A 15,437-nucleotide genomic window follows, 5' to 3' on the forward strand; every position below is an offset into this window, starting at 1 on the left:
AATAACTTCAAGTTAAGAAATGACTTATATAATATTTATATTATATAACGTGTACAATCTTCTTTTTTTAGTATACAAGAGGATGAATTTTATTGTTATCTCTATAATAACCACATAAAAATCTTGCAGTTTTTTATACTCAGGGAATGAGAAAAACTGCAAAGAATAGTTTGGTCTCCCTTTCATTTCAGCTCATCTTTTTATTGTTTAAATCAACAAAAGTACCTTAAGCCATTCTCATGAAAAAAAAGCTTTTGACTCTCAAAACAATTCTTTGCGTGCAATTATTGTAGCTATTGTAACTATTGGCACCGTTGGAACAGCATTGGGAATAGGAACACAACTTGTCTCTCTCTCTTCTTATGGCAGAGAAAGGTATTTCCAATAGTATGATCGGCTATAGTGGAACTGTTGGTGGATTTGCCACAATTGTTGCAGCTATTTTTACTTCTCGAATCGCCTTATGCTTAGGCATTTCTAAAACGATATTATTTATGATGGCCATAGGATCTTTAAGTTTTTTAGGATTCTATTTTTTTGAATCCATATGGATTTAGTTCATTTTAAGGTTTATATTACATTTTACTATGACAGTTATGTTTATCCTATCAGAGTTTTGGATCAACAGTTATGCTCCCCCTAAAAGACGTGGTTTTGTTCTTTCCATTTATGCTATTGTCCTAGGATTAGGGTTTGCGGTAGGTCCAATGCTATTAGCAAAAGTGGGAACACAAGGTTTTATTCCTTTTGCTGTTGGTTATAGTCTTATTATATTGGCTGCTATCCCAATTCTTGCCGCTTGAAATTAAGTCCAGAATTTCAAAAAAGCCAATATACACCATTTTTTCGTTATCTTTTTCACGTTCCAAGCGCAATGATGGCAGTACTTGTTTACGGTGCTATTCAAATGGGCGCATTAACTCTTATTACACCCTTTAGTTTATCCATTGGTTATAATGAGAATGAAGCAGCACACTTTATGGCAACCCTTGTGCTCGGAAATGTTTTCCTCTTAATTCCTATCAGCATTAGGAGTATATAAGCGATTATGCCAAAGATCGACGCTATCCGCTGATAAGTTGCGCTATCTTAGGTTTTTTGGGAACTTTCATGGTACCATGGATCATTCAATATCCATGGATTCTGATGCTTGATCTGTTCCTTCTTGGTGGTGTATCAGCGAGCCTTTATACAATCGGCCTTGCACATCTAGGGGCACGTCTCAAGGGACAAGAACTAGCTACTGCTAATTCTGCTTTTATTTTTTGCTATAGAATTGGTATGCTTATCGGGCCGACCTTTATCGGAAAATCCATGGATATCTTTAATCCTTTCGGTTTTTCAATAGCTATGGCTGTTTTTTTAGTTTATATATCACTTTGGTGTTTGTCCAACTTATGAGAAAATTAATCAGCTCTTGACTTTTTTGAGAACATCCGTAGTGTTGCTGGAGAATCTGATGACATCAGAAATAGGTTTTGATAGCAAAATAATATTTTTTCAGTATAAATAGGGTTCTTACATTATGGCTAAAGCAGCAACCATTAAGATCAAGCTTTTATCAACTGCAGATACCGGTTTTTTCTATGTAACAAAGAAAAACAGCCGTACAATGACAGATAAAATGAGCAAGCGTAAATATGATCCAGTTGTAAAAAAGCACGTTGAATTTAAAGAAACAAAAATTAAATAAATAGATGTTATACTCCAAAAGAAATGTGGGGATATTGCTCTTCAAAGTTATTTTTTGAGGGGCGTTTTTTTGTTTCCTTAAGTTTAAAAAGTTTACTTTAAAATTTGTATGTTTTGTACGGTTTTGAATAAGTTGATTTATTATTTAAGTTGCTTACATATATTCTACATGAATATTTGATTATTGTGATATCTAACGAAAATTTTGTCATTAAAACGAAACATTGTTTCGTCATATGAATAAAATTTCTCGGACGAATTATAAGCAATACTAAAATAGAGTGCGTTATAATAATGTTAGCAGTTTCTTGGTTTCATGAAAAAAAATTCTCATTTTAATCTAAGAAGCTTAAAAAAAATCACTGGTTTCAATATTTTTGTTGCAGCTAGCATTCTTGTTTTTATGTCAATTTATTTTAAGCAGAATCAGCCGTTGCCTCAAAAAGAAAAATTTTCTTCTCAAAACTCTGTTAAAGGAAATGCAGTAATCATTGATGGCGATTCTATCATGATTTCTTCAATTAAGATTCGACTGGTTGGAATTGATGCTCCTGAACTCCACCAATTTTGTGGAAAAAAGAAGGAACGCTACCCTTGTGGACTTGAGGCTAAAAAATATTTAGAACAACTACTAGACAATCAAACTGTTACATGTCACTGGCATAAAATAGATCAATACCGTCGTGTTCTTGCAACATGTAAAACAAAACAAGTTAGCAATATCAATGCAACGCTTGTACATAATGGTTGGGCTGTAAGTTATTATGAATACCCTAAAGAAGAACAAGAAGCTAGAAAGAAAAAAAAAGGAATATGGGCATCAAGTTTTCAACGACCGCGAGAATGGCGCAAAACAAATCCTCGCACTGAATAAGAAAAATATTTTTTAATTTCATTGACCAATGAAACGATGTAAACAGATTATCAAACTTGAAAAAAAAATCTATTCCTGTCGTGTTTGTATCCAACAACCACATTATTTTCCTCCTCTTCCTCACGAACCAAATCCCGTCGTTTATTTATCCGATACGGCTTCGATTGCAATTGCAGGACAAGCACCAGGATTGCGTGTCCATGAAACTTCTATCCCTTTTAATGATCACTCTGGCAAAAGGCTGCGTGATTGGCTGGGGGTAACGAAAGAAGAATTTTATAACAAATCTCTTTTTGCTATTGTTCCTATGGGATTTTGTTTTCCAGGTTATGACAACAATAAAGCTGATTTACCACCAAGGCGTGAATGTCGAGAAATATGGCATGAAAAGATATTCCAAGCGATGCCTCAAATAAAGCTTGTTCTTGCTATTGGCAGTTATGCGCAAAAGTGGCATATTACAGAATTAAAACATAAAACTGTTTCAGCAACCGTTAGTGATTGGAGAAATATTCTTTCCATCCCCCAACCTCAAGGCTATAATGTTATGCCTTTGCCTCATCCATCATGGCGAAATACTTCTTGGTTACAGAAAAACCCATGGTTTAACGATGAGCTTATTGTATATCTGCGTCGTTTAGTGCGTAAATTTTTATAAATTAAAATATTGAGAAAAAATATGGATCGTCTTGACCGAAAAATTTTACATCTTTTGCAAGAAAATGCGACACTTTCTGTTGCTGATATTGCTAAAAAAGTGGGACTTTCGACCACTCCTTGCTGGCGTAGAATTCAAAAACTTGAAGAAGATGGTGTCATTCAGCGTCGTGTTGCCGTTCTTTCTCCAGAAAAAGTAAATGCGCATGTCACTGTTTTTGTGTCTATTCGCACAAACACACATAGCCATGAATGGTTTAAGCGTTTTTCAAAAATTGTGCAAGAATTCCGTGAAGTCATTGAATTTTATCGAATGAGCGGAGATATTGACTATTTATTGCGTGTTGTTGTGCCCAATATTGAAGCTTATGATCTTTTTTATAAAAAATTAATTTCTAAAATTGACATCCGTGATGTCTCATCTTCTTTCGCAATGGAACAGATTAAATATACAACGGAACTTCCACTTAATTATATTAAATTACACGACAAGACGCATGAACAAAACTCTTAAGAGTTTTTTATATCGTCTCATTATCTTTTAGGCATTCAAACTTTCTTGTTAAAAAACCACCGTTTGTGCATGTGTTAAAACAGCAGCTTTGACAATACCAGCTGCCATAGCTGCTCCTGTCCCTTCACCAAGACGCATCCCCAAATCAAGAAGTGGTTCTTTGCCAATTTTTTTTAAAAGTTTACGATGAGCTGCCTCAGAAGAAACATGTCCAACAAGGGTATGATCAAGAGCTTTTGGATGCATTTTATAAAGGACCGCAGCAGCTGCTGTTGCCACAAAACCGTCTAAAATCACGGGTATTTTTTCTATTCTTGCTGCTAAAATAGCACCAACCATAGCAGCAATTTCACGTCCTCCTAAGCGACGCATTATCTCAAAAGGATCATTAAAATAATCCTTATGCAAAGAAATAGCTGTATTGACCGCTGCGATTTTACGCTGATAAAAATCACCTTCTGATTCCTTACCATTTTCTGTCCATTCTTCCACTTCTCCTCCAAACAATGCTAAGCATAAAGCTGAAGCTATTGTTGTGTTTCCAATTCCCATTTCTCCAATACATAAAAGATCTGTCCCACCCGCAATGGATTCCATTCCAAATGCCATTGTAGCAGCTGCACTCCGCTCATCCATTGCAGCATCCTTCGTAATATTCATTGTTGGATATTCCAATGCTAAATCAAATATTTTTAATCCAAGATCATAAGCAATACAAATTTGATTAATAGCAGCTCCACCAGATGCAAAATTTTGCACCATCTTTTGTGTCATCGATTGTGGAAATGGTGTAACATTTTCTTCTACTATACCATGGTTTCCAGAAAAAATAGCGACCAAAGGTCGCGTTACGATAGGTTTTTCTGTGCCCCTCCATCCCGCATACCAAACAGCAATATCTCCCAGTTTTCCCAATGTTCCTTGCTCTTTTGTTAAGTTTTTTTGCCGTTTTTTTGCCAAGATTATAGAAAACTCATCAGCAACAGGTAAATTTGTAAGCAAAGCACGAAAATCATCAAATGGACTAGCGGTCATAAGGATACCTTTTAAAATCTACAATGTTTATGAAAATCACGTCATATATACAGGATATGAATAATTTATTGTTTTTTTAAACAGTGCTTAAAAAACGTTAAATATTATGAAAGCAATGATTTCTATTTTCTAATCAAATAACGAACATGAAAGATTTAAAATATTATCAATATGTTATTACTATTTTTACATTATGCTCTTAACCTATTTCTCTATTAAATAGGAGCAATCAGCATGTTGTTTAATATATAAATTCTAACATTCCTTCTATAACAAAAGTTGCAAATTTTCAGAAACTTATAAAATCGAAGGGATCAAAATGATCATAAAGAAATCAAAACACAAAGGATCTCAATTTTAACATATGTTAATTGTCAGGCTGTTATTAAATGAGAGCATAAAAAGCTTCTTTTAAAATACATATATCTGCATTTGGTTTTGTTGCGTCATTTGATAATATTTGCCTCCATCGACGTGCCCCACCCCGCCCATGAAATAAACCAATCATGTGACGCGTCACATGAGAAAGCCGCCCTCCCGATGCAATATGTCGAGCCGCATAATCACACATAACCTCAATAAGATCACTCTCACTCAGATTATTTTGCGCCTCATCATAGAGTTCAAAATCAATATGTTTTAACAAAGCTGGATCATGATAAACTTGGCGACCAAGCATGACAGCATCACAGAAAGTTAAGTGTTCTTTGATCTCATCAATCGATTTAATTCCACCATTTATCCCAATGAATTTATGAGGATATTTACGTTTTAATTTATAAACCCTTTCATAATTAAGGGGCGGAATATTGCGATTTTCTTTCGGACTCAATCCTTGTAGCCATGCCTTGCGTGCATGTATCCAGAGCGCATCACATCCAGCATTCCAAACCTGATTAGCCAAAAGATCTAACGCTAACTCTTCATCTTGTTCGTCCACTCCAATCCGACATTTGACAGTTACTGGTATAGTAACCTCTCGTTTCATCGCTTCCACGGCATTTGCCACAATGTCTGGATGTAGCATCAAACAAGCCCCAAAGACACCAGCTTGAACACGATTTGATGGGCAACCGACATTGAGATTTATTTCGTTGTAGCCAAAATCTTCAGCAATTCGTGCAGCTTCTGCTAACTTTTTCGGATCTGCCCCCCCTAATTGTAATGCAACTGGGCGTTCTTTATCGCTAAAAGCCAACAATTGTTTGCGAACACCATGAATGACAGAATCTGCTACCATCATTTCCGTATAAAGGAGTGCTTTTTTCGTTAAAAGACGATAAAAAAACCTGCAATGTCGGTCTGTCCAATCCAACATTGGTGCTACTGCAAATTTTACAGGCGATGGAAGGTTGTAAAATATCATGAGGGTATTACTCTCATATCCCTATAGCTCTCTCTCTTTATACATAGAAAAATACTTACTTTTAGTTTACGGAAATTTTTATTCCCTTATACTATCATGAGTATAATAACAGCCCATTATCTTCAATTGATATAACGATTTACTACAATCAATCATGATAAAACACAATATGGCATTTCTTATAGATTATCGTTCAGGTATATAAACATGAAAAAATTTTTCACTATAATATAAAAAACTCATTTACAATTTCTTCTTACGCTCATCAAGCCTCTATCCTTACATGATTTAGCGCAGCGTTTAAGATAATAAACGATAAACTAAAACATTGTACAATTTTTCATAATAGATTTAATTTTCTTTAGATTTTTTTAACTTATTGTGCAAATAAACGCTACAGAAAGTACTTTTATCTTCTCCTCAAGAAAGAACAAAAATCCTTATTTCACACGAATCTAATTATAAATCATTTTTTCTCAATGAGTTATTCTTGGTAATATTCTTGGATTTCACTTTATAAGATAGATAAATTCCATCCTAAATGTTTTATCTAATTTTACCATTTTATGATTCTTGCAAAAAAACTAAAATTAGGGCATAGACAATCATTGTCTTTTTAATATGTATGATTGACATCAGTATCTCTTGAAGGAAAATATTTTACAATATTGCAGATAAAATTTGTAAAATGAAATGATCATAAACGTTGTTCAATCTCTTGTTTGCTTTGCATATAGGAAGAAAGAATGTCAACCTCTTGTTCATTAAATAGGAGACCAAGTTTTGAACGACGCCATAACACATCTTCACATGCTTTAGCCCATTCTTTTTCCATCAACCATTTTACTTCTACTTCATAAAGCCCATGTCCAAAATCTTTTCCTCTATTTGCCTCACCATGTTCAAATATCACTAATGCTTCCGTACCATAGGAGCGTGCAAGCCTGCGATGTGTAAAAGCATCTAAATCTGGCATCAAAAGAGCAATCTTATTTTCGATTATATCTAATTGATTATAGGGAAAATCACCCCCTGGAAGTACTGTTTTAGCTGTCCATGATGCTCCCTTTTTACCAAGCGCTTTTTCAACAAATTTCATCGCATCTTCAGCCAACTTACGATAAGTTGTAATCTTTCCTCCGTAAAGATTAAGAATCTTTGGTGTTGTTCCTGTTCCCATTTCTTTTAAAACATAATCGCGCGTAATTTCTTGTGCTTTTGAAGCTCCATCATCATAGAGTGGACGAACTCCAGAGTAAGACCAGACAATTGTTTCAGGTAACACTGGTTGTATGAAATATTCACTGGCTGCTGCACAAATGTAATCAATTTCTGTATCAGTAATATGAACGTCAGCCGGATCTCCTTGATAATTACAATCTGTTGTTCCAAGCAAGGTAAATTCTTCTTGATACGGAATAGCAAATATAATACGCCCATCACCATTTTGAAAAATATAAGCACGATCATGAGTATAAAGCTTGGGAACCAAAATATGAGAACCTCTAACAAGTCGTACTGGTGGATGTTCTTTACAGTCTAATATGTTTGCTAAAACATGATCAATCCAAGGTCCTGTCATATTCGCGACATAAGAAGCTGTGACACTATATTCTTTACTACTTAACTTGTCTTGAAGAACGATACGCCATTTATTGCCTTCTTTTTTTAAAGAGAGAACTTCTGTTCGTACTTTTATATCAGCTCCCCACTTTTCTGCATCACGAGCATTGCCAATAACTAAACGCGCATCGTCTACTCTTGCATCAGAATATTCAAAACCTCTCTGATATTCTTTCTTCAGTGTAGAGCAAAATTTTTTTGAAAAATTAATCGTTTTACTGCGCCACAATTTCTGATTCCAATTCCCTAAATAATCATAAATAAAAAGTCCAAAACGCAACATCCAAGCAGGACGCAATTCTTTATGATAGGGAAGAAGAAAACGCAAAGGACGCACAATATGTGGAGCCATACGTAAAATGATCTCGCGTTCTTTCAATGCTTCACGAACAAGTTTGAACTCATAGTGTTCAAGATAACGAAGCCCACCATGAATAAGCTTTGTTGACGCACTTGAGGTCCCAGATGCAAGATCGTTCATTTCAGCCAATCCCACTTTAAATCCGCGTCCTGCTGCATCTCTTGCCAATCCACACCCGTTTATCCCTCCCCCAATGATAAACAGCTCATAATGTGTTGTGGTTTTCATAATTTCACTTTTCATTATTTAGTTTTGTTTCTCAGTACTCAATAAAGCAATAGGAAAAAAATAATACAGGTGTTCTTCATTGTATTATCAACGTACTTTTTCCTAAAATATACACGCACAAAAAGCTTTTGATACCCTTACACATCAAAACAACATTTGACAAATTAAAGAGAATTTTTTTATCTTTTACAAAAAATAATCCTTGCCAAGCCAAGGTTCATCATATGAAGTCTTTTTAGAGAAAAATTGATGTTTTTTCTCATTCTTAAATACACACTATAGCTAAATGCTTTATTGCACATAGATAACGCTTTTCATATAGTTCACTCAATGACACGCTAGGAAATGTGAAGGTATACAGATGACTCATCACTCTCAAAATTCGAAAATAACACCTCTTTCAAAAATTTTAGTCCCAGTTATGTCGAGTATTTTAATCTTTTTACCTTCTTTATCAAACGCAACATCACACTCAAAAACAGCAAATCATTTAAGCTTAGAAAAGCTTAAAACACAACTTTTGGAAGATTCTAGCTTTTTATCTAAGCTTAAAGAAAAAATGATACCATATAATGATTCTCATCATATTCAACAAATTGTCAGAGAGTACCTTCTTACTCATCCAGAAGTTCTGATTGAAATGCAGCTTATTCTTCAAGATAAGCTGGAAAAACAGAACGAATACGAAAACAAAATACAAACTTCTGTCATCCATTTATTAGAAAAAGAAATTTTTCATTCTCCTCATGACGCCGTTTTTGGAAACCAAAATGGTAAAAAAGTGCTTGTCAATTTTTTTGATTACAACTGTGGATATTGTAAAAGTTCCTATTCACATATAGAAGACTTGATAAAAGAATATCCAGATTTAAAGATTATTATTAAGGATTTACCAATTTTAAGCTCTGATTCTATGGCAGCCCATACTGTTGCCTACGTATTTCGAAAACAATTTCCAGAGAAATATCCTCAGTTTCACAAAACGCTTTTAATGTATCAGGGCCGCGCAAATGAAGCTAAAGCTATTAAAGTAGCTGTTTCATTAGGAGCAGATGAAAAAAAACTACGTAATGCAATAAAAGATCCCACTCTACAAAACGCTTTTAAAGAAAATATCCAAATTGCCTCTAAACTTCATATTACGGGAACACCTTCTTACATTATTGGTAATAAAATATTCATTGGCGCAGCCAGACAAGATACTCTAAAACAAGCGATAGACAACACACGGTGAATACCTGATCAGTTTTAGGAAGAATACTGTAAATGAGGTAATTTTATGCTTTCTCTTTTTTGATAACAGGCTTATAAGTGCAATTTTGCGTAAAGCAGATACGAGTTTTAAATTGCAAAGTATAATGATTTAAAGGAAATAAAAATCTTTAAAGCCTCAAAAGATATCATCCCTAATCTAGAGATATGCAGTCATAAAATGAGATAATGACGATCTTCATTGATCAAGGAGTTAGAAATAAAATGGCAACAAAAAAAATGGATTCGGCAAAAACCGCAATTGATACGAAAATTATTCGTGATCTTGCTGAAATTTTGAATGATACCAATTTAACGAACATTGAAGTTGAACAAGGGGAGCTTCGTATTTGTGTCTCACGTCAAAATACCTTAACTTCTTCTGAGCAAGCCATCTATGCTCCTGTTTCTACTCCTACTTTTTCTGTAACATCTTCTCCAGTCCCAACAACTGAATCTCCTATACAATCTATCCAAGAAGATAAATCAAAAAACACAATAACCTCTCCGATGGTTGGAACAGCTTATCTTGCACCTTCACCAGGCGCGCAACCTTTTGTAGAAGTAGGACAAAATGTTTCTGAAGGGGAGACATTACTTATTATTGAAGCCATGAAAACAATGAATCAAATTTCATCACCACGCTCAGGCACGGTAACCACTGTTCTTGTCAAAGATGGCCAACCTGTTGAATTTGGTGAACCACTTATTATTGTTGAATAAAGCGAGGGGCAACCATGATTCAAAAAATACTCATTGCTAATCGGGGAGAAATTGCTCTTCGCGTTTTGCGTGCATGTAAAGAACTTGGCATAAAAACCGTGGCTGTTCACTCTACCGCTGATGCAGATGCAATGCATGTTCGTCTTGCTGACGAAAGCGTTTGTATTGGACCTCCTCCTGCTCGCGATTCTTATTTGAGTATTCAGCAAATTATTGCTGCTTGTGAAATTACAGGAGCTGATGCTGTTCATCCAGGTTATGGCTTTCTTTCTGAAAATGCAAAATTTGCAGATGTTCTAGAAGCCCATGATATTACATTCATCGGTCCAACAGCTACTCATATCCGAATCATGGGCGATAAAATCGAAGCAAAGAAAACCGCTAAAAAACTTGGTATTCCTGTAGTTCCCGGTTCAGATGGAGCAGTCACTGAAGAATCAGATGCTTTACGCACTGCTCGTGAAATTGGTTATCCAGTTATTATCAAAGCTTCTGCCGGTGGTGGTGGACGTGGTATGAAAGTCGTTCATTCTGAACAAGAATTTTCTATAGCTCTCAAAACAACGCGTTCAGAAGCGAAAGCTGCTTTTGGTGATGACGCTGTTTACATAGAGAAATATTTAGAAAAACCCCGTCATATTGAAATTCAAGTCATAGGTGATGGTGCGGGAAATGCTATTCATTTAGGAGAACGCGATTGTTCACTTCAACGACGGCATCAAAAAGTATGGGAAGAAGCTACATCACCTGCACTTAACGAATCTGAACGGAAAAAAATTGGCAGTATTGTTGCAAATGCCTGTGCCCAACTTGGATATCGTGGAGCTGGTACTGTTGAATTTCTTTATGAAAATGGTGAATTTTATTTTATTGAAATGAATACGCGTTTACAAGTCGAACATCCTGTAACTGAAGAAATTACGGGTATAGATTTAGTCCATGAACAAATCCATATTGCATCAGGCTGCAAGCTTTCAGTGACACAAGATGATGTCTGTTTTTCTGGTCATGCCATTGAATGCCGTATTAATGCAGAAGATCCTATTAACTTTACGCCATCACCTGGAACCATTACACATTTTCATACACCTGGAGGTTTAGGGATTCGTGTTGATTCAGGTGCTTATTCAGGTTATCGTATCCCTCCTTATTATGATAGTATGATTGGAAAGCTGATTGTTCATGGACGTACCCGTTTAGAATGTATGATGCGTTTACGGCGTGCTTTAGATGAATTTGTCGTCGATGGGATAAAAACTACACTACCTCTTTTTCGCGATCTTATTAATAATCAAGATGTTGCTGATGGTAATTATAATATTCACTGGCTAGAAAAATACCTTGCTCATCAATCAAAGTCTTCAGATTCGTAATTCGATAGCAAAATGGTGAATTCCTATAAAAGATTCTATAAGATATCAACATAAGGATAATTCCAACCTTGCTGTAAAAAGTGGTAAAAGAGGAAATAGATTGGTTGTTTTTTATTTGTTATACAGTTTTCTTTTAATATGTACAAAATTTGATAATTTTCTGTTTTCCTTTTTGCGAGTTTGTGCTAACTCCTACGTGGTTACGCCCTTATAGCTCAGTTGGTAGAGCACCTGATTTGTAATCAGGGGGTCGGGAGTTCGAGTCTCTCTGGGGGCACCATATGATTTTTTAATTACGTGTAGCTTATTCATTTTCCGATCCTTTTTAAATTCAGAAGAAGATAGAGCTGGGTGTGAATTTAAAAAACGTGTTATTTTTATCAAATTTCTTTTTTAATGCTTTAAATTCAGCCAATTCCTACCAAGGAAAATATTAGAGTTTAAGTTTCTAATGAATATACTAACAACTCCATAACATTGGCAAAATTATCCAGTGAGCCGTTATTAAAAGAATCAGAAAGTTTTTTGTAAAGTTTCTTTACACAAATATTTTCTTCAATAAAGCCACCTAATGCATCAGCCTTAACTTTACCAAAGATATAACCAAAGTCTTTTAAAGCTTTAACACGGTAAAGAGTGTGATTATAAAATACATGTGTTTCATTTATTAAAACAAATTCTTTTCTTTTAAAAGATTATAGCCTTCTATCTAACAGCGTTTTTTACTGTAAAATTCAAGTTATCTATCTGCTCAACTAAAAGAACTTTTATTGTTTAGCTTTTGTGCTTTTTTCAAAGAGATGTGGGCTTTCAAGAATAAGCTTTTCTCGTGCTTTCTGTAACTGTTTAATGACTTCATCAATCTTTGATGGAGAACAAAAAGATTCTTGGCTATTCAACAAATGCAGCCTCTCCTTTCCCTCATATAAACATTGCATCTGAGATTGAAGTATTCTAACTTCTTGAAAAAAAAGACGTCCTGTTTCCTTAAAACCATTGTTAAGTGCAAAAAGTTGATCGGAAATGGATAGCAGAATTTGTTTTAAAAAACGCTCATTTTCTTGGCGTTTACGATATTCTAAAATAAGAGCATGGCTTATCTCATCTAACTGTTTTTTTGTAGAATCAATTTGACGCAATAAATTTGGTTTTTCCCCCATATCACCTTTTCTCACCTTCACAAGCATAGCATGAATATCTAACAACTTAATTGCGGAATGAGATAAATAATCAACAACTGTAGGCGTATTAACATAGCGTTTCCGTGCAATCATCACAAACTCACCTAATGACTGTTTTTTTACATTCATCCCGCTATTTATTTTTCATTTTACAAAGCCATTCTAAAGAAAGTGCTAAAAAATATTACCTCCAATGCATTATTCGATGTCCCCTTCTCTCTTTTCACTATCAACGTGGAATCCGTGGAGAGAGAAAACGTACAGGTGTATAAAGGATAAGATGTGTTGTTTTCTCCAACACACTACTACCGTCAGCAAGAAGGGCTTGACTAGGCGACAATTCTGTACCTTGCATAATTGTGGAAGCCAAAGAACCTTCCCGAGAAAGAGCCATCAACGTTGGCGAAGATGCAAAGACATTGTGTGCTCCCCCATCCACATGAGAGAAATCAAGAACAGCTATTCCATTTTTACGCAACATTTCAATATCTGAGCCATCGCCCACACGATGATGTCCACCCGTAAGACGTCCTGAAACCGCGAGAGCTTTATCCGCTCTAGATACTAAAATAGCTGTTGGCTGCGGAAGTTTTTTTATATCATTAAGTTGGCGCTCAAATACATCAACATCAATGTCTGGTGCCGCCATTAATAAACTTGTAATACGACGAATAGGCTTATATTTTTTCTGTAAGGCTAAAGTTCTAAATGATTCCATTATAACAAAATTGCCCATAGAATGCGCAATAACCGAAATCTGATCAGCATTGGTTTCACTAATAAGTGTTAAAAGCTCTATCAATCCGTCACGGGCAAAATTAGCACTGTCACGATCATAAATATAAAGAGGAACAGATCCGGCAGAAGGCCAAGAATAATGCACAGCGACAACATTTAAAGAATAATCGTGTGTAAACTGTGCTGTACGAAATGTACCGTCTGCAAAATTATTATTATACCCATGGATAAAAAGAAAAATTTCTCTTTTTCCTTTTGGCTTTTTTTCTAAAGCAGCATTTAATTGCTGTTTAAACTGTTCTTTATTATCGTATTTTTGCAATGCAACTGCTGCAAAATACTTATCATGCGTAGGTTTATACGCATTTATTTCAACAACTCCCTTTATATGTTGCTGAGGAATTCCTACGTCAACGCGATTGTAATGTACTTTATTTGATCGCTCTGCACCATAAGGTTGAGCGTAATTATTTTGCATCATACGACTTGTTGCAACATACACTGGAATGATGGCTTTTGGAGAAATCGGGTTCCCTTCAACTTCCCTTTCTACTGCAGTCATAGAAGGAGTTGCATGCACTCCATGCCAAAGCACAGCGCGTGAATCACTACATGCTGACAATAAAGAAATACAAATAAGAAGTGTTAAATATCTCAAAATCATTATACTTCTCACTGCAACTTCACCCCCACCCTATAAAAATATAACATTTCAAATGCACAGATAAAGTAATAAAAAATGAAACATTATTAGCAACACATCAACAAATAACATACAAAAAAGATTTTTCTATAATGCCCGTAAATCCCCTCTCTCTACATAACTTCATCTCATTACAGAGAGACTCACTGCTAACTGGTGCGGTCGAGAAGACTCGAACTTCCACGGGTTGCCCCACAGCGACCTCAACGCTGCGCGTCTACCAATTCCGCCACGACCGCACGTGGGAAGAAAAACATTTTGGTTTTTAGCCTTTAACAAATCATAAAGAAAGGTACAAGCCAATTTTCTCTTTCTCATAATTTATTTTTTATCCGGACAATTTATAACTTAATAGAGATTACTAAAAATATGGACTTTACTACGATCTTTGAATCATCATCATAAAATGTGCTTGTGCAGCTTGATCTTTTTCATAATAACCATGAAAGTTTTTTGTAATTGTTGTAGAGCCCTGTTTTTGGATTCCTCTCATAGCCATACACATGTGCTCAGCCTCAATCAATACTGCTACACCATGAGGCTTCAGATACGTTTTTAACGCGTGAGCCACTTGCGCTGTCATAGCTTCTTGTGTTTGTAAACGACGAGAAAAAATATCTACAACACGTACAATTTTTGAAAGGCCAACAATTTTGTCATTAGGAAGATATGCTATATGTGCTTTCCCAATAATTGGGATCATATGATGCTCACAGTGTGAATAAAAAGGTATATTTTTTACGATTACGGCTTCATTGTATCCTGAAACCTCTTCAAAAACTGTACCTAAGATTTCTTTAACCGATTGACTATAACCACTAAAAAGCTCGCGATATGCCTTGGCTATACGTCTTGGAGTATCTAAAAGCCCTTCTCTATTTGGATTTTCTCCTATCCATAAGAGTAATGTACGAATCGCTTCTTCCACCTCTTCAATACTCGGACGCTTTTCTTCAGATAAAAAAGAATCCTTCGCGTCTTCTTTAACAACATTACGCATTCAAAAACTCCAAGCTTACTCTATACAAAGCATTTGCTCCATACCTATTTCATTTTGTATAATCTCTATATAAGCGAATTAAAAGTTTAAACAATCACGACTCTCAAAATTTCAGGTA

General features: G+C 35.3%; 16 protein-coding genes and 2 tRNA genes. 11 read left to right on the forward strand and 7 right to left on the reverse strand.

All coding sequences use genetic code 11. The annotated features are described in order from the left end of the window. Nucleotides 1-344 precede the first annotated feature (344 nt). The 7 genes from ACFIKY_RS03730 (at nucleotide 345) to ACFIKY_RS03760 (ending at nucleotide 3,737) form a co-directional block, all read left to right on the forward strand. The gene (locus ACFIKY_RS03730; RefSeq protein WP_375636075.1) at nucleotides 345-557 is read left to right on the forward strand and encodes a hypothetical protein; all 213 of its coding nucleotides are present in this window, start codon (nucleotides 345-347) and stop codon (nucleotides 555-557) included. A gap of 30 nt (nucleotides 558-587) precedes the next feature. After that, nucleotides 588-803: a hypothetical protein gene (locus ACFIKY_RS03735; protein WP_375636074.1), complete on the forward strand. Its 216-nt coding sequence runs from the start codon at nucleotides 588-590 to the stop codon at nucleotides 801-803. Nucleotides 804-1,110: 307 nt separating this feature from the next. Further along, nucleotides 1,111-1,401 (forward strand): hypothetical protein, encoded by a 291-nt coding sequence (locus ACFIKY_RS03740; protein WP_375636072.1) that lies wholly within the window; start codon nucleotides 1,111-1,113, stop codon nucleotides 1,399-1,401. 124 nt (nucleotides 1,402-1,525) lie between these two features. Next, the gene (gene rpmG / locus ACFIKY_RS03745; RefSeq protein ID WP_004864083.1) at nucleotides 1,526-1,693 is read left to right on the forward strand and encodes a 50S ribosomal protein L33; all 168 of its coding nucleotides are present in this window, start codon (nucleotides 1,526-1,528) and stop codon (nucleotides 1,691-1,693) included. 315 nt (nucleotides 1,694-2,008) lie between these two features. Beyond that, nucleotides 2,009-2,566: a thermonuclease family protein gene (locus tag ACFIKY_RS03750; protein WP_375636071.1), complete on the forward strand. Its 558-nt coding sequence runs from the start codon at nucleotides 2,009-2,011 to the stop codon at nucleotides 2,564-2,566. A gap of 28 nt (nucleotides 2,567-2,594) precedes the next feature. After that, entirely contained in the window at nucleotides 2,595-3,224 is a 630-nt protein-coding gene (locus tag ACFIKY_RS03755) for a uracil-DNA glycosylase family protein (RefSeq protein ID WP_375647614.1), read from the forward strand. A 21-nt stretch (nucleotides 3,225-3,245) separates the two neighbouring features. Further along, nucleotides 3,246-3,737, forward strand: coding sequence for an Lrp/AsnC family transcriptional regulator (locus tag ACFIKY_RS03760; RefSeq protein WP_015856433.1), 492 nt, complete (start codon nucleotides 3,246-3,248; stop codon nucleotides 3,735-3,737). A gap of 48 nt (nucleotides 3,738-3,785) precedes the next feature. Here ACFIKY_RS03760 and cobT read toward each other — a convergent pair whose 3' ends face one another. From cobT to glpD, 3 genes are all read right to left on the reverse strand, one after another. Beyond that, the gene (gene cobT, locus ACFIKY_RS03765) at nucleotides 3,786-4,772 is read right to left on the reverse strand and encodes a nicotinate-nucleotide--dimethylbenzimidazole phosphoribosyltransferase (RefSeq protein WP_375636070.1); all 987 of its coding nucleotides are present in this window, start codon (nucleotides 4,770-4,772) and stop codon (nucleotides 3,786-3,788) included. Between the two features lie 385 nt (nucleotides 4,773-5,157). Further along, nucleotides 5,158-6,138, reverse strand: a complete 981-nt coding sequence (gene dusA, locus ACFIKY_RS03770) for a tRNA dihydrouridine(20/20a) synthase DusA (RefSeq protein ID WP_375644808.1) — start codon at nucleotides 6,136-6,138, stop codon at nucleotides 5,158-5,160. A gap of 697 nt (nucleotides 6,139-6,835) precedes the next feature. Further along, nucleotides 6,836-8,365 (reverse strand): glycerol-3-phosphate dehydrogenase, encoded by a 1,530-nt coding sequence (gene glpD, locus ACFIKY_RS03775; RefSeq protein WP_375661427.1) that lies wholly within the window; start codon nucleotides 8,363-8,365, stop codon nucleotides 6,836-6,838. Between the two features lie 346 nt (nucleotides 8,366-8,711). Here glpD and ACFIKY_RS03780 point away from each other — a divergent pair, with 346 nt between their 5' ends. The 4 genes from ACFIKY_RS03780 to ACFIKY_RS03795 all read left to right on the forward strand — a co-directional run bounded on the left by ACFIKY_RS03780 (nucleotide 8,712) and on the right by ACFIKY_RS03795 (nucleotide 11,977). Next, nucleotides 8,712-9,584: a DsbA family protein gene (locus ACFIKY_RS03780; protein WP_375661429.1), complete on the forward strand. Its 873-nt coding sequence runs from the start codon at nucleotides 8,712-8,714 to the stop codon at nucleotides 9,582-9,584. 242 nt (nucleotides 9,585-9,826) lie between these two features. Further along, nucleotides 9,827-10,324 carry an acetyl-CoA carboxylase biotin carboxyl carrier protein gene (gene accB / locus ACFIKY_RS03785; protein WP_273787930.1) on the forward strand — a complete coding sequence of 166 codons (498 nt, stop codon included), beginning with the start codon at nucleotides 9,827-9,829 and terminating at the stop codon, nucleotides 10,322-10,324. Nucleotides 10,325-10,338: 14 nt separating this feature from the next. Then, nucleotides 10,339-11,697 carry an acetyl-CoA carboxylase biotin carboxylase subunit gene (accC, locus tag ACFIKY_RS03790; protein WP_375661431.1) on the forward strand — a complete coding sequence of 453 codons (1,359 nt, stop codon included), beginning with the start codon at nucleotides 10,339-10,341 and terminating at the stop codon, nucleotides 11,695-11,697. A gap of 204 nt (nucleotides 11,698-11,901) precedes the next feature. Continuing rightward, nucleotides 11,902-11,977, forward strand: a tRNA-Thr gene (locus ACFIKY_RS03795). Between the two features lie 487 nt (nucleotides 11,978-12,464). Here ACFIKY_RS03795 and ACFIKY_RS03800 read toward each other — a convergent pair. The 4 genes from ACFIKY_RS03800 to folE all read right to left on the reverse strand — a co-directional run bounded on the left by ACFIKY_RS03800 (nucleotide 12,465) and on the right by folE (nucleotide 15,319). Continuing rightward, complete coding sequence (locus tag ACFIKY_RS03800; RefSeq protein WP_015856440.1) at nucleotides 12,465-12,971, reverse strand: hypothetical protein; 507 nt, start codon at nucleotides 12,969-12,971, stop codon at nucleotides 12,465-12,467. Nucleotides 12,972-13,107: 136 nt separating this feature from the next. Beyond that, a complete protein-coding gene (locus tag ACFIKY_RS03805; protein ID WP_375656221.1) occupies nucleotides 13,108-14,280 on the reverse strand; it encodes an alpha/beta hydrolase in 1,173 nt (390 codons plus the stop codon). A gap of 193 nt (nucleotides 14,281-14,473) precedes the next feature. Then, nucleotides 14,474-14,558, reverse strand: a tRNA-Leu gene (locus ACFIKY_RS03810). Between the two features lie 140 nt (nucleotides 14,559-14,698). Then, complete coding sequence (folE, locus tag ACFIKY_RS03815; protein WP_375636064.1) at nucleotides 14,699-15,319, reverse strand: GTP cyclohydrolase I FolE; 621 nt, start codon at nucleotides 15,317-15,319, stop codon at nucleotides 14,699-14,701. Between the last annotated feature and the right edge of the window lie 118 nt (nucleotides 15,320-15,437).

It is taken from the genome of Bartonella sp. CR127HXZ (assembly GCF_042194555.1).
Classification (GTDB): Bacteria; Pseudomonadota; Alphaproteobacteria; order Rhizobiales; family Rhizobiaceae; genus Bartonella; species Bartonella grahamii.